This is a genomic window from Ruegeria sp. N8 (genome assembly GCF_056531325.1).
Window position 1 is genome coordinate 182,723 of record NZ_JBQFLQ010000001.1, and the last position, 25,545, is coordinate 208,267.

General features: G+C 57.6%; 23 protein-coding genes and 1 tRNA gene. 7 read left to right on the forward strand and 17 right to left on the reverse strand.

The features are described from left to right. Positions 1 to 22: 22 nt before the first annotated feature. A complete protein-coding gene (locus tag ACR0C5_RS00975) occupies positions 23 to 1,621 on the reverse strand; it encodes a L,D-transpeptidase family protein (protein ID WP_170769779.1) in 1,599 nt (532 codons plus the stop codon). 355 nt (positions 1,622 to 1,976) lie between these two features. Between ACR0C5_RS00975 and mepK the strand changes: the two genes are divergently transcribed. Next, positions 1,977 to 2,546 carry a peptidoglycan L,D-endopeptidase MepK gene (mepK, locus tag ACR0C5_RS00980; protein WP_170786808.1) on the forward strand — a complete coding sequence of 190 codons (570 nt, stop codon included), beginning with the start codon at positions 1,977 to 1,979 and terminating at the stop codon, positions 2,544 to 2,546. 128 nt (positions 2,547 to 2,674) lie between these two features. On the opposite strand, the gene ACR0C5_RS00985 is transcribed toward mepK, so the two are convergent. The 10 genes from ACR0C5_RS00985 to iscR all read right to left on the reverse strand — a co-directional run bounded on the left by ACR0C5_RS00985 (position 2,675) and on the right by iscR (position 11,191). Beyond that, positions 2,675 to 2,751: transfer RNA gene (locus ACR0C5_RS00985), tRNA-Arg, on the reverse strand. A gap of 66 nt (positions 2,752 to 2,817) precedes the next feature. Further along, the gene (locus ACR0C5_RS00990) at positions 2,818 to 4,038 is read right to left on the reverse strand and encodes a cysteine desulfurase (protein ID WP_480873883.1); all 1,221 of its coding nucleotides are present in this window, start codon (positions 4,036 to 4,038) and stop codon (positions 2,818 to 2,820) included. A gap of 13 nt (positions 4,039 to 4,051) precedes the next feature. Next, positions 4,052 to 4,618, reverse strand: coding sequence for a YIP1 family protein (locus ACR0C5_RS00995; protein ID WP_480873886.1), 567 nt, complete (start codon positions 4,616 to 4,618; stop codon positions 4,052 to 4,054). Then, positions 4,615 to 5,100 (reverse strand): YIP1 family protein, encoded by a 486-nt coding sequence (locus tag ACR0C5_RS01000; protein ID WP_480873889.1) that lies wholly within the window; start codon positions 5,098 to 5,100, stop codon positions 4,615 to 4,617. The genes ACR0C5_RS00995 and ACR0C5_RS01000 overlap by 4 nt, the downstream gene beginning before the upstream one ends. Beyond that, positions 5,100 to 6,380, reverse strand: coding sequence for a SufB/SufD family protein (locus ACR0C5_RS01005; RefSeq protein ID WP_170769784.1), 1,281 nt, complete (start codon positions 6,378 to 6,380; stop codon positions 5,100 to 5,102). Before ACR0C5_RS01005 ends, ACR0C5_RS01000 begins: the two co-directional genes overlap by 1 nt. After that, complete coding sequence (gene sufC / locus ACR0C5_RS01010; RefSeq protein WP_170782409.1) at positions 6,380 to 7,135, reverse strand: Fe-S cluster assembly ATPase SufC; 756 nt, start codon at positions 7,133 to 7,135, stop codon at positions 6,380 to 6,382. Before sufC ends, ACR0C5_RS01005 begins: the two co-directional genes overlap by 1 nt. Further along, positions 7,128 to 7,961, reverse strand: coding sequence for a glycosyltransferase family protein (locus ACR0C5_RS01015; RefSeq protein WP_480873892.1), 834 nt, complete (start codon positions 7,959 to 7,961; stop codon positions 7,128 to 7,130). Before ACR0C5_RS01015 ends, sufC begins: the two co-directional genes overlap by 8 nt. A 140-nt stretch (positions 7,962 to 8,101) precedes the next feature. Then, a complete protein-coding gene (gene sufB / locus ACR0C5_RS01020; protein WP_480873894.1) occupies positions 8,102 to 9,622 on the reverse strand; it encodes a Fe-S cluster assembly protein SufB in 1,521 nt (506 codons plus the stop codon). A gap of 18 nt (positions 9,623 to 9,640) precedes the next feature. Next, positions 9,641 to 10,684, reverse strand: coding sequence for a cysteine desulfurase family protein (locus tag ACR0C5_RS01025; RefSeq protein ID WP_480873897.1), 1,044 nt, complete (start codon positions 10,682 to 10,684; stop codon positions 9,641 to 9,643). 48 nt (positions 10,685 to 10,732) lie between these two features. Further along, a complete protein-coding gene (gene iscR / locus ACR0C5_RS01030; RefSeq protein ID WP_170769789.1) occupies positions 10,733 to 11,191 on the reverse strand; it encodes a Fe-S cluster assembly transcriptional regulator IscR in 459 nt (152 codons plus the stop codon). 178 nt (positions 11,192 to 11,369) lie between these two features. Here iscR and ACR0C5_RS01035 point away from each other — a divergent pair, with 178 nt between their 5' ends. The 5 genes from ACR0C5_RS01035 (at position 11,370) to typA (ending at position 15,994) form a co-directional block, all read left to right on the forward strand. Next, on the forward strand, positions 11,370 to 12,023 hold the full coding sequence (locus ACR0C5_RS01035) for an alpha/beta hydrolase (RefSeq protein ID WP_170324952.1): 654 nt from the start codon (positions 11,370 to 11,372) through the stop codon (positions 12,021 to 12,023). Beyond that, entirely contained in the window at positions 12,023 to 12,268 is a 246-nt protein-coding gene (locus tag ACR0C5_RS01040) for a hypothetical protein (protein WP_170769790.1), read from the forward strand. Before ACR0C5_RS01035 ends, ACR0C5_RS01040 begins: the two co-directional genes overlap by 1 nt. Beyond that, a complete protein-coding gene (locus ACR0C5_RS01045) occupies positions 12,265 to 13,422 on the forward strand; it encodes an HD domain-containing protein (protein ID WP_480873902.1) in 1,158 nt (385 codons plus the stop codon). The genes ACR0C5_RS01040 and ACR0C5_RS01045 overlap by 4 nt, the downstream gene beginning before the upstream one ends. Positions 13,423 to 13,766: 344 nt before the next feature. Next, positions 13,767 to 14,102: a DMT family transporter gene (locus ACR0C5_RS01050; RefSeq protein ID WP_170769849.1), complete on the forward strand. Its 336-nt coding sequence runs from the start codon at positions 13,767 to 13,769 to the stop codon at positions 14,100 to 14,102. 74 nt (positions 14,103 to 14,176) lie between these two features. Next, on the forward strand, positions 14,177 to 15,994 hold the full coding sequence (typA, locus tag ACR0C5_RS01055; protein ID WP_170769792.1) for a translational GTPase TypA: 1,818 nt from the start codon (positions 14,177 to 14,179) through the stop codon (positions 15,992 to 15,994). A 549-nt stretch (positions 15,995 to 16,543) separates the two neighbouring features. On the opposite strand, the gene ACR0C5_RS01060 is transcribed toward typA, so the two are convergent. The 5 genes from ACR0C5_RS01060 to recA all read right to left on the reverse strand — a co-directional run bounded on the left by ACR0C5_RS01060 (position 16,544) and on the right by recA (position 22,402). Further along, positions 16,544 to 17,140 carry a hypothetical protein gene (locus ACR0C5_RS01060; RefSeq protein ID WP_480873905.1) on the reverse strand — a complete coding sequence of 199 codons (597 nt, stop codon included), beginning with the start codon at positions 17,138 to 17,140 and terminating at the stop codon, positions 16,544 to 16,546. 109 nt (positions 17,141 to 17,249) lie between these two features. Beyond that, entirely contained in the window at positions 17,250 to 17,873 is a 624-nt protein-coding gene (locus ACR0C5_RS01065; protein ID WP_480873908.1) for a transglutaminase-like cysteine peptidase, read from the reverse strand. A 364-nt stretch (positions 17,874 to 18,237) separates the two neighbouring features. Then, a complete protein-coding gene (locus tag ACR0C5_RS01070) occupies positions 18,238 to 18,525 on the reverse strand; it encodes a DUF1330 domain-containing protein (protein ID WP_480873910.1) in 288 nt (95 codons plus the stop codon). 1 nt (position 18,526) lies between these two features. After that, on the reverse strand, positions 18,527 to 21,196 hold the full coding sequence (alaS, locus tag ACR0C5_RS01075) for an alanine--tRNA ligase (RefSeq protein WP_480873912.1): 2,670 nt from the start codon (positions 21,194 to 21,196) through the stop codon (positions 18,527 to 18,529). 138 nt (positions 21,197 to 21,334) lie between these two features. After that, positions 21,335 to 22,402, reverse strand: a complete 1,068-nt coding sequence (recA, locus tag ACR0C5_RS01080; protein WP_170354230.1) for a recombinase RecA — start codon at positions 22,400 to 22,402, stop codon at positions 21,335 to 21,337. 192 nt (positions 22,403 to 22,594) lie between these two features. On the opposite strand from recA, the gene ACR0C5_RS01085 reads away from it, so the two are divergent. Beyond that, positions 22,595 to 23,188, forward strand: coding sequence for a sulfotransferase family 2 domain-containing protein (locus tag ACR0C5_RS01085; RefSeq protein ID WP_170769797.1), 594 nt, complete (start codon positions 22,595 to 22,597; stop codon positions 23,186 to 23,188). A gap of 5 nt (positions 23,189 to 23,193) precedes the next feature. Here the strand turns inward: ACR0C5_RS01085 and ACR0C5_RS01090 are convergent, their stop codons facing one another. Then, positions 23,194 to 25,485, reverse strand: coding sequence for an ATP-binding protein (locus ACR0C5_RS01090; protein WP_480873915.1), 2,292 nt, complete (start codon positions 25,483 to 25,485; stop codon positions 23,194 to 23,196). Between the last annotated feature and the right edge of the window lie 60 nt (positions 25,486 to 25,545).

Here is a 25,545-nt window from a genome sequence, read left to right on the forward strand (position 1 = left end):
GGATTAAGGCCTAATCCGGTGATTACCCCTGAACGTCCGGCAGGGCCACCCCCGCTTTCTGCAAAGCGTCCCAGATTTTCTGATCTCGGCTGTAGACGTCACGGCGATACTGAACCTCGCCTTTGGGGCCGATATAGGCCGTGCGATAGATCAAATGCACCGGGACGTGCTGTTTCAGAGGCACCGTGGTTTCCTTGCCGGTTGCCAGAACCCGCTGGAAAAACGCCCTTGGGTTTTCCTCCTGCTTGGCCAGCAACGCGTAGGCAAACTCAAAGGGTTGCGCCAGCCGGATACAGCCATGCGAAAACGCCCGCGACTCGCGCGCGAACAGAGATTTCTGGGGCGTATCATGCAGATAGATATTGTACTGGTTGGGGAACATGAACTTCACCAACCCCAACGCATTGCTTTTGCTGGGCGGCTGACGCATCGCAAACGGGAAGTTGCGCGCGGTGAATTGGGTAAAGTCCACTGCGCCCCGGTCAATCTGCCGCCCACTGCGGTCAGTGATATGTATATGGTTCACCGCATTCGGGTTCGATTGCAGCTGCGGCAGGTATTCTTTTGTGATGATCGAGCGTGGTACATACCAACTAGGGTTGATGACCATATGCTCCATCTCATCCGAGAATTCCGGGCTGCGGCGATCGTGAACGTTCTTTCCAATGACCGCACGCGTTTCAAACGTCACCAAGCCATCATCAACGATCTTGGCCGAGAAATCCGCCTGATTGACCAGAATATGCCGCTCGCCCCGCTCGCGCGGCAACCAGCGTTCCCGCTCCAGCGCCACGTAAACCGCCCGCAGCCTGTCTGAGGCTGAGCGGTTCAGTTCAGTAATCGTCCCCTGCCCCGCGACCCCGTCCGAGGCTAATCCGTGCGCAGTTTGGAAGTCCTTCACAGCGGCAAGCATCGCGTCATCAAAGCGCGGGCTGGCGGTGGGTTTCAGATAACCCATGGCAACCAACCGGTTGCGCAGCTTGATCACATTGGGACCGGTATCACCAAGTTCCAGCTTGTCCTGAGGCACAGTCGCACCCCATCCGCCCTGATCGATCAAAGCTTTCAAGGCCACTTTCTGCTTCATCAATGCCCGATACTGGGCGGTCTGCGGCGCAAGTTGATCAAAATAGGCCGCGTTCTCGGACACGACCCCTTGCAAATGATCCACGGTCGAGCGGCGCTGTACCTTGCGCACCAACCCCTCATCGATATCCGCAGGCCGGAGCGCTCCGGAATAAAGGTCATTTGCATATGCGATAAAGGCCCGGCTCAGCGCCATTTCGACACCGCCCAGATCCCGGACCGAACGGGCCTCTTGCATCTTGGTCAACAGCGCCTCGACGTTATAGGCATCGGGCAGGCCGTGCATATGGGCAGTGGCCAACGCCTGAATCAGGCTCGCACGACGCGTCGCATGTTCTGGCGTCTCACCCACCCAAATCGGTGTAAACCCGTTCGCGCGGTAAAAATCAGCAATCTCCGACCCGGACGGAGCAGATTCGGCCACGGCCATCTGAAAGGCAGTGGCCGGTTTGTCGGGAGTGTTGGCCACGCCGGTCGTGGCCGCCAAGCAAGCAGCAAGAGCGAGAACACTGGATGCACGAAAAAATGCTCGCATGGGATAACCTTTATTCTTCAACACTCTACGCGCGCCTGTATCCACGCCGAACAAATATGCTGGCCGGTCGACGGGCTTGTCCATTCACAAATACATCACATCGATGCTTCTTTACCCGCCTGATGCGCGTTTGCATCGACCACAGTCCCGCTCACCCTTGGCGCCTGAAAATTATACGCATTTGTGTCATCTGCGCAAAAAACTGCCGAAAATTCCCCCTTGAAAAGATGAATATGAAAGACTTCTTGGCTGGATTTTGCGTCTGTGCCATAAAACCCGTACTTGGGATGGGAAAAAATTAAGAACGCGCACGTAACATCGTGTGCAGGCAGGAACAGTACGGGACGAACATAAAATGACGACGAGCAGTTCCTCGGGTATGACCCGGCGGGCCCTATTGGGCGCATTTGCGGCAACGGCAGTGGTTGCAGCACCAACATATTCCAACGCAGCAGGTTTCCTCCGCGGCGGCGGCGACATTCGCCGTATCCGGATGTATTCCGGGCGCACCGGCGAGCGTATCGATATGATATATTGGGTCGATGGAAAATACATCAAGGACGCTGTCAAAGAAGTGAACCACTTCATGCGTGACTGGCGGACGGACCAAGTCAAGGACATGGACCTGCGCACCATCGACATCATGGCTGCCTCACATAATCTGCTGGACGTTGACGAACCCTACACGCTGCTGTCTGGCTACCGCTCACCTCAGACCAACGCGATGCTTCGGTCCCGGTCGCGCCGCGTGGCCAAGAACTCACTTCATATGAAGGGTCAGGCCGCTGACCTGCGCTTGTCGTCCCGGTCAGTCTCGCAGATGGCCAAGGCCGCCATATCCTGCCGTGCGGGCGGGGTGGGCAAATACTATCGCTCGAATTTCGTGCACATGGATTGCGGCGATATCCGTAGTTGGGGCGGGTAAGCACCAACATACAAAACCAACCCGTATTCTCGACCGCCGGCCCCCAAGACCCGGCGGTTTTTTTGTGCGCGCGTCCCCTGTCCAGACTCAATCGACTCGGAGCGCGAACAGGACAATTCAAAGGAAAATGGCGCACCTGAGAGGATTCGAACCTCTGGCCTCTGCCTTCGGAGGGCAGCGCTCTATCCAGCTGAGCTACAGGTGCCTTGGCCGTTAGCTAACCTTGTTCCGATCCGGGTGCAACTGCAAATCCACCCGGAACAAACAGGTTTCAAGCAAAGAGATCATGCGCCAGTTCCAGCGCGTCGATCAGTGTGTCGACCTCATCCTTGGTGTTATAGAGCCCAAAGCTCGCCCGGCAGGTGGCAGTGACCCCGTAGAAATCCATCAACGGACCGGCGCAATGGTGGCCTGCGCGCACCGCAACGCCTTTCTTGTCCAGAATGGTCGATACATCATGCGCATGCCCTGCCCCGTCCAGCGTAAAGCTGAAAATGGCGGCCTTGTCAGCACGGGTGCCCTGAACCTGCAACCAGTTGAGGCCCGTCAACCGCTCCATCGCATAGTCGCGCAGACCAGCTTCGTGGGCGGCAATGTTCTCCATCCCCAAGTCCATCATATAATCCAGCGCCACGCCCAACCCGATGGTTTGCACGATACCCGGCGTTCCGGCTTCGAACTTCATCGGCGGATCATTGTAGATCACCTGATCCTTGCTGACCTCTTTGATCATGTCACCGCCCCCGATGAAGGGGCGCATTTCAGCCATGCGGTCGGATTTGATGTAAATCGCACCGGACCCGGAGGGACCGTAGAGCTTGTGGCCCGTAATCGCATAAAAGTCGCAACCGATGTCCAGAACATTGACCGGCATATGTACCGAACCCTGGCTGCCATCAACCAGAACCGGAACACCTTTGGCATGGGCCCCTTCTGTAATCGCCTTTACGTCCACAACGGTGCCTAAAACGTTGGAACATTGAGTGACGGCAACCAGTTTGGTCTTGGGGCCAATGGCGTCAATGACAGCCTGTGGGTCCAGCCCACCTTCGGCATCAACGTCAACCCATTTCAGGACAACACCCTGCCGTTCGCGCAGAAAATGCCAGGGGACGATGTTGGCGTGATGCTCCATCACGCTCAGCACGATCTCATCGCCTGCCTGTAGACGCGGCATGGCCCAGCCATAGGCGACAAGGTTGATCCCTTCGGTCGTACCAGAATTCAGGACAATATCGTCCTCATCTGAAGCGCCCAGAAACTTCGCAATCGTACCGCGCACGGACTCGTATTTCTCGGTCGCCAGATTGGACAGAAAGTGCAATCCACGGTGTACGTTTGAATATTCCTCAGCATAGGCGCGAGTCACCGCGTCGATCACCACCTGCGGCTTCTGCGCCGAAGCCCCGTTGTCCAGATAGGTCAGCGGTTTTCCGTTTACTTCACGCGAAAGAATAGGAAAGTCCGCGCGGATTTTCTGTACGTCATACATGGTATTTTCTTCCCTATACGGGGCCGCTGGGCATCAACATCAGGACAAATGGAACTGCAAGAACAGCAGATAACATTATGACCCAAAAGGATTTCAAGATCGAACCGAACTTATGCGCTTCATTGATGAAATGAAGTGTGATGTAGAGGCTGACGATGAAACTGGCCAGCACAAAAATCACCATCAGAAACGGCAACGCCATGGCGATCATCAGTGTCACCAGCAGTGCTGCAACTTGCAGAAACTGCAACCAAACCATCAGGGTCATGACATCTTCAAACGAGGCCACCCCGCCCAGGAACCGTCCGATCAGCAAGAACGCAACGATGCTGTACAATAGAATGCTGGCAGATTGCAGCAAGCCCAGAAAGACCGGCTGAGGTGGCGCGGCCAGATCCCCCTCGGGGACCATCACAAGCTGTTGCACAGCGACCTGAGACAACCCGTTCAGCACAACCGCTAGGAAGAACGCCAACCACAGCGCCTCTCGTCCCGGACGCAGAGCCAGCAACTGTCGTGCCGCGTCGGCCGGGCTTGTAACCGTCAAAACGGCCAAACTGATCAACGCTTGTGCGCTCATTGCGACCCCCTCTGCGCTTGTCGCAACCCTGCCAGCCAGAACCACAGGAAGACAACGAACCAGATCAGCCCGACCGCAGTCAGTGTCGGCCCTGGCCCGATGAACCCTGCCACCAGACCGTTCAACAGCACCAGCGGGGTAGAGGACAACAGCGCCCAGAACAAAGCAACCCGCGCGCCGTAAGCTGTCCCCTTCCCTCCAACCAACCGCGCGGCGCCGTGTGAGACGAACGCCAGCAGATAGAAGAACAGGGGCAGGATGATCACCGTGCCCAGCAACGCCCCGCCCATGAGCATATTCAGCTCCAGCCCTTCCAGATGGGCACGGCGAGACAGGCCGGGCAATTGCGCAACGAAAGCTACAATGCAAAACGCCATCACAAAGACCAGCGCGCGATCTTCGCGCTGGCCCAGATCGAGCAGCCGACGCACAACGCGCCCTGGCCCGCGATACGTGGCGGCGATATCCGACGTCACCGGCATCAGCTGTGCCGCGACAACCAGCCTTCAAGGCGATCGACAATGGCCTTCGACAGGGCGTCATCTTCGATCTCGTCCACGGCCTCGGCCAGAAACGCCAGCGTCAGCATGTTGGTCGCCTCTTTGGTCGGAACCCCGCGCGAGCGCAGATAGAACAGGGCCGTTTCATCAATCGCGCCCGAGGTCGAACCGTGCGAACACGCCACGTCATCAGCATAGATCTCAAGCTCGGGCTTGGCGAGGAACTGGCTGTCGTCGTCCAGAAGCAAAGACTGGCTGATCTGATAGCCATCGGTCTTCTGAGCGCCCTCCTTGACAAGGATCTTGCCCTGAAACACACCGGTCGCGCCGTTGCGCAGCACTTTCTTGAACACCTGACGGCTTTCACAATTCACAGCGTCATGAGTGATGAAGACGGTATCGTCGTGATGGAAGTCCCCGTCACCGACACAGGCGCCCGCAACGTGGGCCACCGCATCGTCTCCGGTCAGCTCGACCACCTGTTCGTTGCGCGTCAGCACGCCATTCACGGTCAGGGTGAAGGATTTGTAAACCGATTCCTGCCCAAGCCGCGTGAACATATGGGTCGCCGCGCGACGTTCATGATCGCGGCCTTGCGCCCGCACGTGATGCAACACACCGCCATCGGCGATGTCAATCTCCATGCATTTGTTGAACCGCGAGGCGGCAGGGCCATTTTCAAGGATCGTCACCTCGGCACCGCTTTCGACGCGGATGATATGGTGCAGCATCGCGTCAGAGGTTTCAGAGGCATGGCGATAAATAAAGCTGATCGGCTTGGACGGCTTGCCTGAGACATGAATCGCAATCCCATCCGCCGCAAAAGCCGTGTTCAGCGCCGCCAGAGGACGTTGCACAGGCGATTGACCCCGCGCTTCCAGCACGCCGTACAGCTCTTTCGCCCAGTGAATATCTTTAAAGCAAATGTCCTCGATCCGGTCGATGGTGACACCTTCCAGAGTCAGATCATCGGATTCCTCAGGGCTGAAAACACCATCAACGAAAACGATCTTCAAACGGTCCAGATCGGCGAACAGCATGGCCTCATCCGGGTCGAACAGCGCGGCCCGAGGGGCCTCGGGCGCTACCAGCGTATCCGGGCGGGTGTATTTCCAATACTCATCCCGGCGACCGGGCAGACCCATTTCCAGCACACGGGCCAGCGCGTCTTCGCGCGCGGCTCGAGTGCAACCGGCGTCGGGCATGACCAGATTGGCCAGCCGCGCCTCAGTAGCGGTTTGTTTCACTTCGGGCAGCGCCATCAGTTCACCTCGGCCAGAATGTCGGCGTAACCGTTGTTTTCAACTTCCAGTGCCAGATCGGGGCCACCGGTTTTGACGATCTTGCCGTCCGCCATGATGTGCACAACGTCAGGTTTGATGTGATCCAACAGGCGCTGATAGTGCGTGATCACCAAGAACCCACGTCCTTCGTCGCGCAGCGCGTTCACACCCTCTGCCACCAGCTTCATCGCGTCCACATCCAGACCCGAGTCGGTTTCGTCCAAGATGCACATCTTGGGTTCGAGCATCGCCATTTGCAGGATCTCGTTGCGCTTTTTCTCACCGCCCGAGAAGCCAACATTGACAGGGCGTTTCAGCATGTCTGCGTCGATTTTCAGCGACTTGGCCTTGGCGCGGACCTCTTTCAGGAAGTCAGCCGCCGACAGCTCATCCTCACCGCGCGCCTTGCGCTGGGCATTCACGGCGGTACGCAGGAAGGTCATGTTGCCCACGCCCGGAATTTCGACCGGGTATTGGAACGCCAGAAAGACACCAGCGGCGGCGCGCTCTTCCGGTTCCATCTCCAGCAGATCTTCACCGCCCAGAGTCGCCGACCCATCGGTTACTTCATACCCGTCGCGCCCCGAAAGCACATAGCTGAGCGTCGACTTACCCGAGCCATTCGGCCCCATGATCGCGTGCACCTTACCGGCCTCGACCGTCAGATCGACACCTTTAAGGATTTGCTTTTCTTCTTCCTCAAGTTTCACGTGAAGGTTCTTGATTTCAAGCATGATGGAGTTCCGTTTCCTGACTGTTCGTTGAAAAGCTCTCCAACAGGTTCGACTGACTGCGTTCGATACCATCCTGGTATGTCAGCGTTGCCGGAGGCTCTTGTTTCGCTTTTTGCGCAATGTCGTCCACCCCAAGAGGCATGGGCAAAGCACGTTCTATTCCGGTTGCATAATCGTAGAATTTCAAACCGGGCTTCGTATGTATTTCCTTGTGGGCAAACCAATGGTTGGCCACGCCGTAGCTGTCGGCCACGATCAGCCCGTGTAGGCTGGACGAAAACACCACGCAGCACGCCGCGATCTCATCGCACACGACCTTGGCCGGGCGCCGCGTGTCGATAAGGCGAAAACGCGGGTCTGAGCCGACCAGATTCTGAATTGCAGGATCGTCAACCTCAGTGTGATGCGGAACGATGCCGATGATATCCTGCTGTGGTTCGCTCCGGGCATGCACCTTGGCCGCGAGTATACCGGGATCACCGTAGGTTACGCCCCGCAGGTTCAGCAGGGACGCCGTGATCGGCCCGCGCACGGTTTTCAGCGGCTGCAACGTCTCGACAAAATCGGCCGCAAGCGGTTCAAGACATCCACTTCCCCAGATCATCGGCTTATGTGACGATCCACGCCCCAGCGCCCCTTTGCGGGCCAAGGACATGATCGAACCGATGGCAAACAAATCCGCCCGCACAGGTTTGGTCCAGACCACATCGCGGCCGGCCACGAAAGACACGACATCGCGTGACAGGTCATCGCCAAAATTGGGACGACTGGCCCACCAATACAGCTTGACCGGCTGCTTGTCGGGATGCGCTACAGACTGTTCCATCGCCTATCTCCGCCCCGCGCCAGCGCCGCGCAAAACCCCAGCGGTCCGCTGGGCGCAATACCCGGCAGGCGCAGTGGTTTTCAGCACATATTTCGAGTGCGCGGCCAATGTGAGACGTCCTTTTTGAAACAGGCAGGTGGTTAACCCACCGACCCCTCCAACGAGATGGCGACCAGTTGCTGCGCTTCCATGGCAAACTCCATCGGCAGCGCCTGCAACACGTCCTTGCAGAACCCGTTGACGACAAGCGCCACGGCCTCTTCCTCGTCCATGCCGCGCTGTCGGCAGTAAAACAGCTGATCGTCGTCCACTTTGGATGTGGTCGCCTCATGCTCAACGCGCGATGAGTTATTCTTGACCTCAATGTAAGGCACTGTGTGCGCCCCGCATTTGTCGCCGATCAGCAAGCTGTCACACTGGGTATAGTTGCGGCTGTTCTTAGCCTTGGGATGCATCGAGACCAGACCACGATAGGTGTTCTGCGCCTTACCCGCGCTGATGCCCTTGGACACGATGCGTGACTTGGTGTTTTTGCCCAGATGGACCATCTTGGTGCCGGTGTCAGCCTGCTGATAGTTGTTGGCGATGGCAATCGAATAGAACTCGCCTTGGCTTTCCTCGCCCCGCAGGATGCAGGACGGGTATTTCCATGTTACAGCGGAACCGGTCTCCACCTGCGTCCACATCACCTTAGACCGGTCGCCCCGGCAATCGGCGCGTTTGGTCACAAAGTTATAGATGCCGCCCTTGCCATTCTCATCACCGGGGAACCAGTTCTGGACGGTCGAGTATTTCACCTCGGCATCTTCTTCGATGATGATCTCGACCACAGCCGCGTGCAGCTGTGCGGTATCGCGCTGGGGTGCGGTGCAGCCTTCCAGATAGGACACATACGAGCCCTTATCGGCAATGATCAAGGTGCGTTCAAATTGACCTGTGTTCTCCGCGTTGATGCGGAAATACGTGCTCAGCTCCATCGGGCAGCGCACGCCCGGCGGGATGTAGACGAACGAGCCATCCGAGAACACGGCCGAATTCAGCGTGGCATAGAAATTGTCCGAGACCGGAACCACCGAACCCAGATATTTCTTGACCAGTTCGGGATGTTCTTTGATCGCCTCAGAGATCGAGCAGAAGATCACACCCGCTTTCTTCAGTTCCTCCTGAAACGTGGTTCCAACAGAAACCGAGTCGAACACCGCATCCACGGCAACCTTGCGACCCTCAGCCGGGGCATCCTCTGCACCCTCGATGCCCGCCAGAATCATCTGTTCTTTCAGAGGGATACCCAGCTTTTCGTAAGTCGCCAGCAGCTTGGGATCGACCTCATCCAAGGACTTGGGCTTTTCTTCCATCGACTTGGGACGGGCATAGTAATACTGGTCCTGAAAGTCGATCTTGGGATAGCTGACCATCGCCCAGTTCGGTTCATCCATCTGAGTCCAGCGCTCGAACGCGGCCAAACGCCATTCGGTCATCCACTCGGGCTCTTCGTTCTTTTCCGAGATCAGGCGGACGATATCAGGGTTCACGCCCTTGGGCGCGTATTCCATCTCGATATCGGTTTCCCAGCCGTATTTATAGGTTCCGACCTCGCGTACCGCATCCACGGTTTCCTGATCGACACCTTCTTTTACCTGGGTCTGGTCCAAAGCGGCCATAAGACACCCTCCGTCTGATCACGCGGCCCGCGCGCGATGCTTTTTCTCTTTTTCCAGCCACGTTTCCGCGAAACGCAGCACATCTTCTTCCGTTGTCTCAGGCCCCAGCGAAACGCGAATGGCGCTGGACGCTGTAGCCTCGTCAAATCCCATTGCGGTCAGAACCGCACTTGCACGCACCTTGCCGCTGGAACAGGCCGAACCCGCGCTAACCGCAAACCCTGCCAGATCCATCTGCATGACCTGCGTCTCACCCTTCCATCCGGGGGTGGCGAAACACAGGGTGTTCGGCAGGCGTTCGCAATCTTTCCCGACAAAAATAGTAGATTTAGAACCGGCCTCAAGGGCCTTTTCTAGAATATTTCTAAATTCTTTGACCCGCTCCCAAACTCCATCGGCCAGATCACGCGCCGCAGCTTCAGCAGCAGCCCCGAACCCCGCGATTCCAATGACATTTTCGGTACCCGAGCGCCGCCCCATCTCTTGCCCGCCGCCCTTGATCCGGGCGGGCAGATCGGTGCCGCGCTTCATCACAACCGCGCCAACGCCTTTTGGACCACCAAGCTTATGGGCCGAGATCAATGCCATCTGCGCATCCAGCCAGTTGAACGCCACCGGCAATTTCCCGAACGCCTGAGTCGCATCCGTAACCGCCAGACCTGCTGGCAACGCCTGCACGATCCCTGTCTCGGAATTGGCAAGTTGCAGCGTGGATTGCGCCGGATCGGCCACTGTAACTGCCCCCTCCGGTGAAACTAGCAAGTCTTCCATAGTCCACGCCCGAACCGCATCATGTTCAATGGCAGCCCCGTGCAGACCTCGACCTTCTAAAGCCAGCGCTGCCCCTTCGGTCGATCCTGATGTGAATACGATATCCGCACCATCCGCCCCGAATGCAGTCGCAATTTGTGCCCGCGCACGCTCAATCACTGCCTTGGCCGCGCGACCTTCGGCATGGACCGAGGAGGGGTTGCCGCACATCTCCATCGCGGCAATCATCGCCTCGCACGCCTCGGGGCGCAGTGGGGTTGTTGCGTTATGGTCCAGGTAAACACGTGTCACGGATTCACCTTTTCGCCGACCAGAACATTTTGTTTGTTCCTTGTCATCTTATTCGTCCACAACGGCAAACAGGCTGGGCACCGCCGGACAAGGCGCAAGATCGTTCTGAATTACATCCGATAGGCGCGTCTGATGCAGGAAAACGTAGACATGGGCGCTCAGCCCTTCCCACAGTCGATTGGTTAGAGATTGCGCCCGGCTGCCAGACAGCGCCCCGGTCGCACCTGCGCCTTTTTGCAACGCGTCGACGGTTTCATCGACTGCGGCCAGAATCTCAACCACGCGGATCTCGGATGCGGGGCGGGCCAGACGATAGCCGCCACCTGGTCCACGCACCGACGATACCAAATCGGCCCGGCGCAGTTTGACGAAGAGCTGCTCAAGATACGGAAGTGAAATATCCTGACGCGCCGAAATTTCGCCAAGCGTCACCAGCCCGTCCGAGGGCTGAAGGGCGATATCGGCCAGCGCCACCATCGCATAACGACCCTTGGTCGACAGCTTCATTTGCATTCCCTCATGGCAGTTTACGCGCGAAATCATTGACGTCGCCGCTGCCAGTGCGTATCTCCGACAGGCGGCGCTTCGGCGCCTAGTATCACAATTAGAACCGTTCTAAGGTGCCCGACGATAACCGTCAAGTATTTCTGGGCACCCAGAAGAAAAAGACAGGACCGACGCACACATGCCCGAGGTGATTTTTCCCGGACCAGAAGGCCGCTTGGAAGGCCGCTACCACCCGCAAAAGGAAAAAGACGCACCGATCGCCATCGTGCTGCACCCGCATCCTCAATTCGGCGGGACCATGAACAACAAGGTGGTCTATAACCTGCACTACGCGTTCTATAACATGGGGTTCACCGTTCTGCGGTTCAACTTCCGTGGCGTGGGCCGCAGCCAGGGCGAATACGATCAGGGCGTGGGCGAGCTAAGCGATGCGGCCTCGGCGCTGGACTATTTGCAGTCGATGAACAACAACTCGAAACATTGCTGGGTCGCAGGGTTTTCCTTTGGCGCATGGATCGGGATGCAGTTGCTGATGCGCCGCCCCGAAATCACCGGCTTTATCAGCGTCTCGCCGCCTGCCAATATGTACGACTTTTCGTTCCTGGCCCCTTGCCCGTCCTCGGGGCTGATCATCAACGGATCGGCAGACCGCGTGGCCCCTCCGGCGGATACCACATCGCTGGTCAATAAGCTGCACGAGCAAAAGGGCATCACCATCACTCATAACGAGGTGGAAGGCGCCGATCACTTCTTCCAGGACCGCCATATGGACACGCTGATCACCGATGTCAGCGACTATGTGAAACGCCGCCTGACCGAGAATACGCGCTGATGTCCGACACGATCACTTCACTGGCGTCCAAGCTGGCCGAAGACACAATGAAAGTGATGGACGAAACTGGCGACGACCGGTTCTTTGTCGAAGTTGGCGAGATGCTGGGCGCCTCGTCCCAGACATTGGAAGAGGCGTTTCTGACGGAAATTCGCGTTCGGTTGGCCGAACGCAAAGCGCGCAAATTTGTGGTGCAAAGACTGGCGGAACATCGCAGTCAGGTGAAAGCAATCGAAAAGCAATGACAGAACGGCTGTCCGCTCAGATCTCGTTTCTGAAACAGGCGGACAAGCTGAAATCCGTCAACCGCGCCAACACGCTACTGGACCAGTCCAGGGCCGAAAACGCCGCCGAACACAGCTGGCATCTGGCCTTGTGGGCGCTGGTCATGTCCCCACTGGCCGAGGCAGAGGTGCAGATCGACCGCGTGATCCAGATGTTGTTGCTGCATGATCTGGTCGAGATCGTGGTCGGCGATCATCCCATCCACCTGCAAACAGACTGGGACGCGGTGGAGAAAGCCGAACACGCAGCGGCGCTTGAGCTTTTTGGCCTGTTGCCGTCGGATCAGGCGCAAGCATTTCTGTCCCTCTGGCAAGAGTTCGAAGCAGACGCGACGCCTGACGCGCAATTCGCCAAGCGATTGGACCGGTGCCAGCCTTTGTTCCAGGTCCTGTGCGCGCCCAACCCCAACCCCGACCACATCGAGATTGCCAGAGATAACCTGAACGCAGGGCGCGCAGCCTATCTTGAGTCGGCGCTGCCAGCAGCATTCGCCCACGCCCATGCGATCTTGCGCAATGAAGCCCCAGTCGAAACCGCGTTTTCAACCCGCCTCCCCTTTTTGGTGGAAGCCGATCAGTTGAAAGCGGTTCTGCGGGCCTCGCGATTGTTGTCGAACGACCGTTTTGAAAACTCGGCTGAACATTCCTGGCATATCATGCTGTTTGCGTGGGTTTTGGCGGAATATGGCGGTTCTGAGGTTTCGATCTCACGCGTGCTTCGGATGTTGTTGCTGCATGACATTGTGGAAATTGACGCGGGCGACCACCCTATCCACGGCCAAGTAGACAAAGCCGCTCAGGATGCCGAAGAGCGTGCTGCCGCGGACCGCCTGTTTGGGCTTCTGCCCACCGACCAGCGCGACGCGTTTCATACAATCTGGTTGGAATTCGAAACGGCCGAAACCCCCGACGCCCAATTCGCCAAGGCAATTGACAGGTTCCAAACCCCAATAGGCAACCTCGTCACCGGTGGCGGTTCATGGGTGGAGTATAATGTGACCCTTGCACAGATCGACAGCCGCGTCGGCGTTCCGATCAACCGAGGCGCACCGCAGCTTTGGTCATGGCTGCGGCCGCAGCTTGAGGCCCATTTCGCCAGTCGCCACCCCGCGTGACCTCTTGCCCCAGTATGAAATCAGACCTGAACGCCCACTTCACGTATGGTTTCCTGATCTGCTTTGTCACGAGATTACCCCGCGCTGACCAACCAGCCGAAAAGAACAATCAAGGCGGAAAGAGCGACCACGGATTTCGCAAAAATCGTCATTTTTAAAAAACTCTAAACTCGAAAAACTATCGCTTTGATACCATTTTTCTTTTCCAAAAACAGTCCGGTAATCCTGACCAATTGAAGTAAATCCGCACGATCTTCAAACGCTCTACTTTGCGCAAGAAAGGCCTTGCCTGCGCCGATAGTTTCATGGTCAATCCAAGCCGCCACACTCAGATCGAGACCCCGATGCCCAAAGCCTATTTCATCCTGTTGTTCGCCGTGATCGCCGAGACCATCGGCACCACCGCTTTGCAAGCCAGTCAGCAGTTCACACGGTTCTGGCCCTCGGTTCTCGTGGTGGTCGGATACGGCATTGCGTTTTATCTGATGGCGCTGACTCTTCGCTACATGCCCGTCGGGATCGTCTATGCAATCTGGTCCGGTATGGGCATTGCTCTGATCGCGATCATCGGCTTCGTAGTATTTGGCCAGCGCCTGGATTGGCCCGCCGTGCTTGGACTGAGCATGATCCTGACCGGAATCCTCGTCATTCACCTGTTTTCCAAGACTGCAGGGCACTGACCGCCGGTTAGGGCTGGCCTATTTGCTCAAACCGCGCTATGCGCGCGGCAACTTCCCGTTTTAAGGCTGACCTCATGGACCTGCGCAATATCGCAATCATCGCTCACGTGGACCACGGCAAGACGACCCTGGTAGATGAGCTGCTCAAACAATCCGGCGCGTTCCGGGAAAATCAGGCCGTGGCGGAACGCGCCATGGACAGCAACGATCTGGAACGCGAGCGCGGTATCACCATCCTTGCCAAAGCGACTTCGGTCGAGTGGAAAGGCACCCGCATCAACATCGTAGACACCCCTGGCCACGCCGACTTCGGCGGCGAGGTAGAGCGCATCCTCTCGATGGTCGACGGCGTAGTTCTGCTGGTCGATGCCGCTGAAGGTCCGATGCCCCAAACCAAATTCGTGACCTCCAAAGCGCTGGCACTGGGCCTGCGTCCGATCGTTGTGCTGAATAAGGTCGACAAGCCCGACGCTGAACCCGACCGCGCGTTGGATGAATGTTTCGACCTGTTCGCCAATCTGGGCGCCGATGATGATCAACTGGACTTCCCGGCCATGTACGCCTCGGGCCGCTCGGGCTGGGCGGATATGGAGCTGGATGGCCCCCGCAAGGACCTGACCGCTCTGTTTGATCTGATCGTGGATCACGTGCCTGCGCCGAAACAGGCCGACAAAAAAAACGAACCCTTCCGCATGCTGGCCACCACGCTGGGCAGCGATCCGTTCATCGGCCGCATTCTGACCGGCCGTGTGGAAAGCGGGACTCTGAAAGCGGGTGACAGCCTCAAGGCCCTGTCGCGCGACGGGACCCTGATCGAAAACTTCCGCGCCTCGAAAATTCTTGCCTTCCGTGGCCTGGCGCAACAGCCCATCGACGTGGCCGAAGCCGGTGACATCGTCACCATCGCAGGCATGAGCAAGGCAACCGTGGCAGATTCGCTGGTTTCCCCGCAGGTGGACGAGGCCCTGCCCGCTCAGCCCATCGACCCGCCGACCATCACAGTGACCTTTGGCATCAACGACTCGCCTCTGGCCGGTCGTGACGGCAAAAAGGTCCAGTCCCGCGTGATCCGTGACCGCCTGATGAAAGAGGCCGAATCGAATGTCGCCATCCGCATCAGCGACACCCCCGGTGGCGAGGCGTTCGAGGTCGCAGGCCGTGGCGAATTGCAGATGGGCGTTCTGATCGAAAACATGCGCCGCGAAGGATTTGAACTCAGCATCTCACGTCCGCAGGTCCTGTTCCGCGAAGAAGACGGCCAGCGGCTGGAGCCCATCGAAGAAGTCACCATCGACGTGGATGACGAATTCTCGGGCGCTGTGATCGAAAAAATCACAGGTGCGCGCAAGGGCGAGCTGGTCGAGATGCGCCCAGCCGGTGCCGGCAAGACCCGCATCATCGCGCATGTCCCCTCGCGCGGTCTGATCGGCTATCACGGTGAATTCCTGACCGACACCCGCGGAACCGGTGTTTTGAACCGCGTGTTCCACGGCTGGGCCGCGCATAAGGGACCGATCCCCGGACGTCGCGCGGGCGTTTTGATCTCGATGGAGAAAGGTCAGGCGGTCGCCTACGCCCTGTGGAACCTTGAAGAGCGTGGCCGCATGTTCGTGGCGCCACAAACAGATGTCTATCAGGGTATGGTAATCGGCGAGCATTCGCGCGACAACGATCTGGAAGTGAACCCGCTGAAGGGCAAAAAGCTGACCAACGTTCGTGCCAGCGGCTCGGACGATGCGGTGCGCCTGACGCCTCATGTCCAGTTCTCGTTGGAGGAAGCTATCGCTTATATCGACGATGACGAATTGGTCGAGGTCACGCCCAACGCGGTCCGCTTGCGCAAACGATTCCTGGATCCGCACGAGCGCAAACGCATGGCAAAGTCTGCGTAAGGAAAAGACTGTAAAACAGTTCACAGTGTGGAAACAATTCCACAATCGTGACATATTTGCGTCCACCACGGAAAAACACACAACATATAGGCCCGCCTTACTGGCGGGCTTTATTGTTGTTTTTAATGCATTTTCCATTTTTGCCCCGAAATTGAGGGCTTTTCTTTTTCCCGCACTTCTTGAAAATGTGGCGAGGGATGGCTGTAATTATGTTTAAAGTATGGCACGAGTGTTCGTGCAAATACGGCTTAATGAGTACTAAGGAGTAACGCCATGCGCGTAAAATCTCGTTTACTGTCAATTGTTTTTGTTTCGGCCGCAATTCCGTTTGTAGCACCCGCTCCGGCATTAGCCGCCGACAAATGCACGGTCAAAACCGCACGTCAGTCGGTTTCAACTGAAACTCTGTGCGGTTGCTCTGTGGTTGACGCACGGATGCTGCGTTATATTCAGAGACGCGCAGATTTCGAGGACATCTTGGCGCGTACATCAGAGTTCTGCCCGGCTTTTGCGGCGGTTCTGACGGATATCCCTACGGCGACGATCGCTTCAAATACACAGCGCACCGGTGACGGTGACGCGAATGATGATGGCGACAACGGCAACGGCGGCGGCGGTGACAACGGCGGCGGCGGTGACAACGACGACGGCGGTGACAACAACGGTGGTGGTGACAACGACGACGGCGGCGACAACGGCGGCGGCGGTGACAACGGCGGCGGTGACAACGATGACGGCGGCGACAACGGCGGTGGCGGTGACAACGACGACGGCGGCGACAACGGTGATAATGGCGGCGACGGCGACGGAAATGGCGGCGACAACAGTGACAATGGCGGCGACGGGGACGGAAACGGCGGCGACAACGGTGACGATGGCGGCGACGGAGACGGAAACGGCGGCGACAACGGTGACGATGGCGGCGACGGCGACGGAAACGGCGGCGACAACGGTGACGATGGCGGCGACGGAGACGGAAACGGCGGCGACAACGGTGACGATGGCGATGACGGAAACGGGAACGGAAACGGGAACGGCGGCAGCAACGGAAACGGGAACGGAAACGGAAACGGGAACGGTGGCAGCAACGGAAACCAGGGCAACAACGGAGGCGGCAACGGCTCTGAAGGTGCGAGCCCCGGTCAAGGCGACAATGCCAACGACGACGAAAGCTGATCGCAGCCCATTCTAACAAAGACAGAGAGGCGACCAACCGGTCGCCTCTTTTTTTCCTGAGCTCTAATGTAGGGTCACGCTAAGAACGTCCGTAAACGCCCACCCAACTGCTGGGTTTCCGGGGGTCTTGCATCCGCAAGAAGAAATAGCGGGTATCCGACCAGCGTTTGATCCGGTTGGTTAGATTGTCCAAAACCAAATCTCCTGATGCGGACCGATAGACCAGAACGGCATGCGCGTTTCTCTGTCTATCGAGCACTGTGGCGATCAAAAGCTTGCTGGGATCAATACCTGCTCGGATCAGATCACGTTTCTTCAGCAGGGCAAAATCCTCACAATCACCGCCAAGCGAAGTCGGCAACGCCCAGCGTTCGCGCGTGCGGTACTGCGATTGGTCGGTCACTTCACGCGTCGTCGCATTTACGCGGCGGTTCACACGGTTCACAATCTGCATCTCTTGCTGACTGGTCAGCACGACCGAGCGCTTGCTGGAACAGGCCCAAGTATATTGTCGGCACAATTGTCGCGCACCTGAAGGTGGGGGAGACGAAACAGCGGTCTGGATAAAGCTGTTTTCTCGGGCTTCGGCCGGGGCGGTTGCAAAAAGTGCCCCGGATGCCAATGCAGCTAGGCCAACAGCCCGAGCCGTCGCAGGTACAAGGCGCCCAACAACGGTTCCGAGTTCACTGCCAAACGATTTCATGCCTGTCCCTCGATCCTGGTTCATCCAAGCGATTGCCGACAAACCGGACCGTATCCCCATTTCGGAAACTATCGGTAAACGGGCACGTCGACGCAATCTAAGGGAAAATTGACGGGGAAAAGAGGCGGAAATTCGTCACTCAATATGACCATTTCAGGCAAGAATTGCGGTGCTGCTGTCACAATTGTGGGGCGCGCGCTTTGTTCCGCCTCAACGGATAACAAATCAACTATTTGAAAATAAAAGATTCTCTGAAATCAAATTAATGACCCAATCGATACATAGCAAAACTTGTCCGACTGGGCCAAAATCCGCGCATCAAAGTGCTGTCACCCTTCACAGGTACACGACAGCAGGTGCGATTCTATTCGGTGATCTCAACAACCACCAATTCTCGCTCGCTTGCATCACGTGCGAAGTCCAGCGCAGCCTGATATTCATCCGAGTTGTAACACTCGACCGCGGCCTCAAGCGATGGAAAGCGCGCGACCACATTGCGCGGGCGTTCTTTGCCTTCAAGTTGTACAAAGCGTGCCGCGCGCGCGATGAATGTTCCACCATGCTTGGCAATCGCCGGTCCGGCCAATTCTGCATATTTCCCATATGCGTCTGTGTCCGTCACCGTCACATGTGCAATCCAAAGAGCCGCCATACTATCCTCCCAAAACGTTTTCGGCCGCTCTGATCGCAGCCTCGGAATTCGTAGCGTCCTTGCCGCCACCCTGGGCCATATCAGGGCGACCACCGCCACCTTTGCCGCCCAGCTCAACTACCGCAGCGCGCACCAAGTCGACAGCCGAGACCTTGTCGGTCAGGTCCGCGGTCACACCAGCGGCAACAGCCGCCTTGCCACCCGCATCTGCGATCAGCAGAACAGCGCCCGTGCCCAAACGGCTTTTGTGTTCGTCGATCAAAGCAGGAAGGTCTTTGCCAGACACGCCTGTCAGGGCCTGTGCCAGGAACGGCACACCGTTAACATCCTTGGCCTCGGCACCGCCTTGGCCTGAACCGCCTGCCATCGCCAGGTCACGGCGCAATTGCGCCACCTCGTTCTGCAATGCCTTGCGCTCGTCCAGCAGGGATTTCACGCGGCCAACCACATCATCGGGCTGCGCTTTCAACTCCAGTGCAACTTGAGCCAGACGGTGATCCTGCGCCGACAGATAGCGGAAGGCGGCATCCCCAGTCAGGGCCTCGATCCGACGCACACCGGCACTGCTGGCACTGTCGCCCAGCACAACGAAAGTGCCAATATCTCCGGTCTGACGCACATGCGTACCGCCGCACAGCTCGATGGACCAGGTTTCACCGTCCTGACCTTTGCCAGTTGCCGCTTTGCCCATCGACACGACGCGCACTTCGTCACCATATTTCTCGCCAAACAGCGCCTGTGCGCCCAATGCGCGCGCATCCTCCGGTGTCATGATCCGTGTTTCAACGGCCGAGTTCTGTCGGATGAAATCATTCACCTCCCGCTCGACTTTCTGGATTTCGTCAAGAGCAAGCGCCTTAGAATGACTGAAATCGAACCGCAAACGATCCGCTGCGTTCAAAGATCCCCGCTGGGCTACATGATCGCCCAGCGTTTCGCGCAACGCCTCGTGCAGCAGGTGCGTGGCCGAGTGGTTGGCCCGGATCGCGCTGCGGCGGGTGTGATCGACCTCAAGCTCGACCCCGTCGCCTTTGGATAGCGTGCCCTGGCTGACGGTCACCTTATGCGCATAGACCTTACCTTCGGCAAATTTGCGCGTGTCTTCGACCTTGGCCACGTCCTGCATATTCTCGAGCCGCCGGATTTCACCGGTATCCCCGACCTGACCACCGGCCTCACCATAGAACGGGGTCTGGTTCACGATAACCCAACCGGTGCCACCCTGCTCGATGGTGTCGACCAGCGCGCCATCCACGACCAGAGCAGCCACCTGCCCTTCGGCTTTTTCGGTATCATAGCCAAGGAAATCCGTGGCCCCGGCGCTATCCAGCACGTCAAACCAAACGGCCTGATCCGCCGCCTCGCCCGAGCCCGCCCAGGCAGCGCGCGCCTTGGCCTTTTGTTCGGCCATGGCTGCATCGAACCCGTCGGTATCCACGGTCCGGCCCTTTTCACGCAGCGCATCCTGCGTCAAGTCCAGCGGGAAGCCATATGTGTCGTACAGTTTGAACGCCGCATCACCGGGCAGAGCCTCACCTTCGGGCAGTCCCGCGACCTCATCATCCAGCAGTTTCAGACCGCGATCGAGGGTCTGCTTGAACCGGGTTTCCTCCAGCAGCAGCGTTTCTTCGATCAGCGCCTGCGCCTGCCCCAGTTCTGTATATTGCGCGCCCATCAACTGCACCAGCGAGGGCACAAGGCGATGCATCACCGGGTCCCTTGCACCCAGCAAATGCGCATGGCGCATTGCACGGCGCATGATCCGGCGTAGAACGTAACCGCGGCCGTCATTGCTGGGCATCACGCCATCGGCAATCAGGAACGAGGTCGACCGCAGGTGATCCGCAATCACGCGGTGATGCACGTTCTGATCGCCATAAGGATCCACACCGGTGGCATCGGCAGACGCTTCGATCAGCGTTTTGAACAGGTCCGTGTCATAGTTGTCATGACTGCCCTGTAGCAGAGCGCCGATCCGCTCCAGCCCCATGCCAGTGTCGATGGACTGCATGTCCAGTTCCACCATCGAGCCGTCCTCAAACTGCTCATTCTGCATGAACACGATGTTCCAGATTTCGATGAAGCGGTCGCCGTCTTCCTCGGCCGAACCCGGAGGGCCGCCCCAGATGTGGTCGCCATGGTCATAGAAAATCTCGGTGCATGGACCACAGGGACCGGTCGGGCCCATCTGCCAGAAATTGTCATTGGTGGCGATGCGGATGATCCGGTCTTCGGGCACGCCGACCTTTTTCCAGATCTCGAATGCCTCATCGTCGGTGTGATAGACCGTGGTCAGCAGGCGGTTCTTGTCGATGCCGAATTCCTTGGTGATCAGCTCCCACGCGAAGGGGATCGCATCATGCTTGAAATAGTCCCCGAACGAGAAATTCCCCAGCATCTCAAAGAATGTGTGGTGGCGCGCGGTGTAGCCCACATTGTCCAGATCGTTGTGTTTTCCACCTGCGCGCACACATTTCTGCGCAGTGGTCGCCCGGCTGTAGTCGCGCGTCTCAAGCCCGGTGAACAGGTTCTTGAACTGCACCATGCCCGAGTTCACGAACATCAGGGTCGGGTCATTGCGCGGCACGAGCGGGCTTGAAGCCACAACCTCATGCCCCTGTTTGGCGAAATAGTTCAGAAAGGTCGATCGGATATCGTTCAGCGTGGGCATAAGGCTCTCTCAGCGCGCAATCATCTTGTTCGAAAACGGGTTTATCGCTGTCCCTGCGGATAGTCCACAGGGGAGGCCACGCAAACGAAACAAGGCGGCCCCATTGGACCGCCCCGCGTTCACAATTCCGGGATGCCGTCAGGCTTCGAGAATATCGTCATCCTCAGTGGCACCGGGCGGCATGTCGAAGTCCAACCCATGCGCGGCGCGGATCTTGTCCTCAATCTCCAACGCCGAGCGACTGTTATCGCGCAGATATTGTTTGGCATTCTCTCGCCCCTGCCCGATCCGCTCGTCCCCGTAGCTGAACCAAGAGCCCGACTTCTCAACCACACCGGCCTTAACGCCCAGATCCAGCAGCTCGCCCATCTTGCTGATGCCTTCGCCATACATGATGTCGAATTCCACCTGCTTGAACGGCGGGGCCACCTTGTTTTTTACAACTTTGACGCGGGTCTGGTTGCCGACAACCTCATCGCGGTCCTTAATCGCGCCGATACGCCGAATGTCCAAACGCACCGAGCTGTAGAATTTCAGCGCGTTGCCCCCAGTGGTCGTCTCCGGGCTGCCAAACATGACGCCGATTTTCATCCGAATCTGGTTAATGAAGATCACCATACAATTCGAACGGCTGATCGAGCCGGTCAGCTTGCGCATCGCCTGGCTCATCAGACGGGCCTGCACGCCGACATTGCTGTCGCCCATGTCGCCCTCCAGCTCAGATTTCGGCGTCAGCGCCGCGACCGAGTCGACCACAACCATATTCACCGCACCCGAGCGCACCAGAGTATCAGTGATCTCAAGCGCCTGCTCGCCCGTGTCGGGCTGCGAGATCAGCAACTCATCCAGATCGACACCCAGCTTACGAGCATATTGCGGGTCCAACGCGTGTTCCGCGTCAACGAACGCACAGACACCGCCGCGCTTTTGCTGTTCTGCAATACAATGCAGCGTCAGCGTGGTCTTGCCCGAACTTTCTGGCCCGTAAATCTCAACAATTCGGCCCATCGGCAGCCCGCCAATCCCCAGCGCGATATCCAGACCCAGCGATCCGGTCGAGCTGGCCTCGATATCCTGTTTGGAATCCTCGCCCAGCTTCATGATCGAGCCCTTGCCGAACTGCCGTTCAATCTGGGCCAGCGCGCTGTCGAGCGCCTTTTGCTTGTCTGCGTTTTTCTTGTCGCTCATCGTCAGAAGATCCGCCATTGTCCTGTCGCCTTCTCTTGTGTCACACCCTTGAACGGGCGGCAATCACTGCTTTGTTCGCCTCTTGTTCCTTATGAGACCAAAAAGAGAACATTTCAACTAAAACTTACAGAACTTACCTTTCGGCAATTGTGTTAAAGAGTCGTTTACGCCAATCTGCAAAAAAGAATGAACTCTGACAGGGACGATTAAATGCTTGTTTTCTATGAGGAACGTCTTGCATTTCTGTCCGTCCCCAAAACCGGCAGCACCGCTTACCACAGCGCTTTGCGGGACCGGGCGGATATCGTTGTCACAGGACCGCCCGACCTGAAACATGCTCCGGTCCGGCGCTATGACCGTTTCTTTCAGAACATTTTCAGAAAAATGCACGACACAGAGATGGAGATCATGGCCGTGGTCCGCGAACCGATCGACTGGCTGGGCAGTTGGTATCGATTCCGCAGCCGTCCCGAGCGGCTGAATCACCCTCATTCAACCCATGATCTCAGCTTTGACGACTATGTTCAGGCCTATATGCAATCCCCGCGTCCGGAATATGCGGATGTCGGCAGCCAGAGCCAGTTCTTCCGCACCCGCAGCAACGGATTCGGGGCGACGCACGTCTTCAAATATGAACATCAGGACAAAATCCTGAGCTTCCTACAATCCCGTCTGAATATGGAGATCACACTACCGCGCGAGAATGTCTCTCCCCTCCGTGACTTGACGCTAAGCGGCGAAACCGAGCGCAAATTCCGGCGCAAACATGCGGCCGAGTTCGCGTGTCACGACGCGGCCCTCTGACTGTTTCAGTTCAATTGCTGGAACACCGCTTCGGTCAGTTCGTTCAAGGAAAACGGCTTCGGCAGGAAAGCCGAATGCGCAAGCTCGGGACCCGAGTCGCCAAATGCCCCTTCGGTATATCCCGACATGAAAATGACGCGGACATCTGGACGGTCTTTCATCGCCTGACGCACCCAGGTTGGGCCATCCATGCCCGGCATCACCACGTCGGTGACGAAGAGATCGACATTCAGGGCCCCGTCTTCCAGCAGATGCAGCGCCTCTTCCGCCGAAGCTGCTTCCAAAACGGTATAGCCCTTTAGGCGCAGCGCGCGGGTTGCAAAGGCGCGCACCGGTGCTTCATCCTCGACCAACAGAACTACGCCTTCACCCTGACGAGCAGCTTGTGTTTGCGGTGCCTGCACGGCGGGTTCTTCGACACGTTCGGATGCGGCTGAGACCGGCAGATAAACCGTAAACTCGGTTCCCCGGCCCAAAACGCTGTCAACAAAGATGAAACCGCCGGTCTGTTTCACAATACCGTAGACCGTTGACAGGCCTAGCCCCGTCCCCTCGCCCGTACGTTTAGTTGTGTAGAAAGGCTCGAACACTTTTTGCAACTTGTCCGCCGGAATACCCGTACCACTATCGATCACCTTGACGGTGACATACTCCCCCGGTTGCACTGTAGCGCGATCGCGGCGCAGAGGCTCAGTCAGCGACACCACTTCAGTCTCGATCCGCACCTCGCCACCTTCGGACATGGCGTCGCGGGCATTCACGACTAGGTTCATGAACACTTGTTCCAACTGCCGCTTGTCGGCGCGCACCGGTTTCAGCACTGGATCATGGCTGAGGATCAGGCGGATTTTCTCACCCACCAGCCGGTTCAATAGATGGATCAGGTCCGAGATCGTGTCCCGCAAGTCCAACACCTCGGGCTGCAAGGTCTGCTTGCGCGAAAAGGCCAGCAACTGACTGACCAGAGCTGCCGCCCTGTTGGCATTCTGGTTAATCTGCACCAGATCACCATAGTTAGGATCATTCTGATCATGCCTCAGCAGCAACAGGTCGCAATGCCCCGAAATCGCCGTCAGCAGGTTGTTGAAATCATGCGCCACGCCCCCAGCCAACTGACCGACGGCCTGCATCTTTTGGCCCTGTACGAATTGTGCCTCAAGCGTCTTGAGTTCGGTGGCATCGTTCAGAACCGCGATCAGGCAGACCTCGCCGTTATTTACCACGCGGCTCAGCGTCACCTGCACGAACATCTCTTTGTCCTGCCGTGGCAAGCGCAGAAACTCCGAACTTGGCGGGCTGTCTTCGGCCGCTGCGCGGGCCAGCCAATCTAAGATGGGATAGCCGAGCCCCTGCATAATCTGGACAACATTTGTCTGGCCTGGAACGATCTCGCCAACAAGTTTCACGGCCAGCCGGTTGGCGTCCAGAATTTCTCCGTTCGGCGACAGACACATGATGGCAACCGGAAGGTCAGCAAACGGAGCCTCAGTTCGAGGAGTGTTTGAAGTGTCCACTGGGACCAGAGCCAAGTCGACGACCGATCCCGATTTGGACAGTTCCTTAGTGACCACGGAAACCGAACCATCCTTGGTGTCAATCGAGACGATTTTACCATCCTCAGGCGGCTCACTGGAAAAGAGCTGTTTAGCTGTTTCCGGTGTTAGACCCAGAAGATGTTTCGCCATCCTGTTGGAACGTATCACTGCTCCGTTGCGTCCAAGCGTCACTACCGGGACCGAAACGTCTTCCCACTGACCCGGCGCTTCCAGATGAAACCGCCAGCAAAACAAGTCATTGTTCACCCCAAACACCGATATCGGAACGGTTGAACCGACGGAAACAACCTCTTCTCGCGCTTTGCCGTGGATTTCGGCCATTGCCTGAAGGCGCAGTAAAATCGCCGCCGGATTAGCAAAAATGGCCGTAAGGCACTTATCAATTCGCGTGCCTGGCGTTGCATGAAACCGTTCACGTGCGGCGGTGTTTGCGGTCAGAATGACGCCATCTGCGTTGGCGGTGATGCAGGGAAACAGGTCTTGTTCCGCAAATGCTGCCATCACCCCCGCGGATTTCCTCGTGGCCCAATCCATGATGCCACCGCGTGCCGCAACCAGCGCACCTGCCGCTAAAAGCGAGATTCCCGCAACGATAAACCCCCCACCCCAGCCGCCCGGCAACACGCCTGCCAAGGGGGCTATGGCGACCAGAATTCCAACAACAGCCAACAGCGTCAGCCGCGCCACTGCCGGAGTTTTGCGAAGGGCGAGGTCGGAAAAAACATCTGTGGTTTCTGACATAAACAACTCTGGTCTTGGGGCGTTCGCGCAAGTGAGCCCAAAATAGGTTAATGTCCGTTT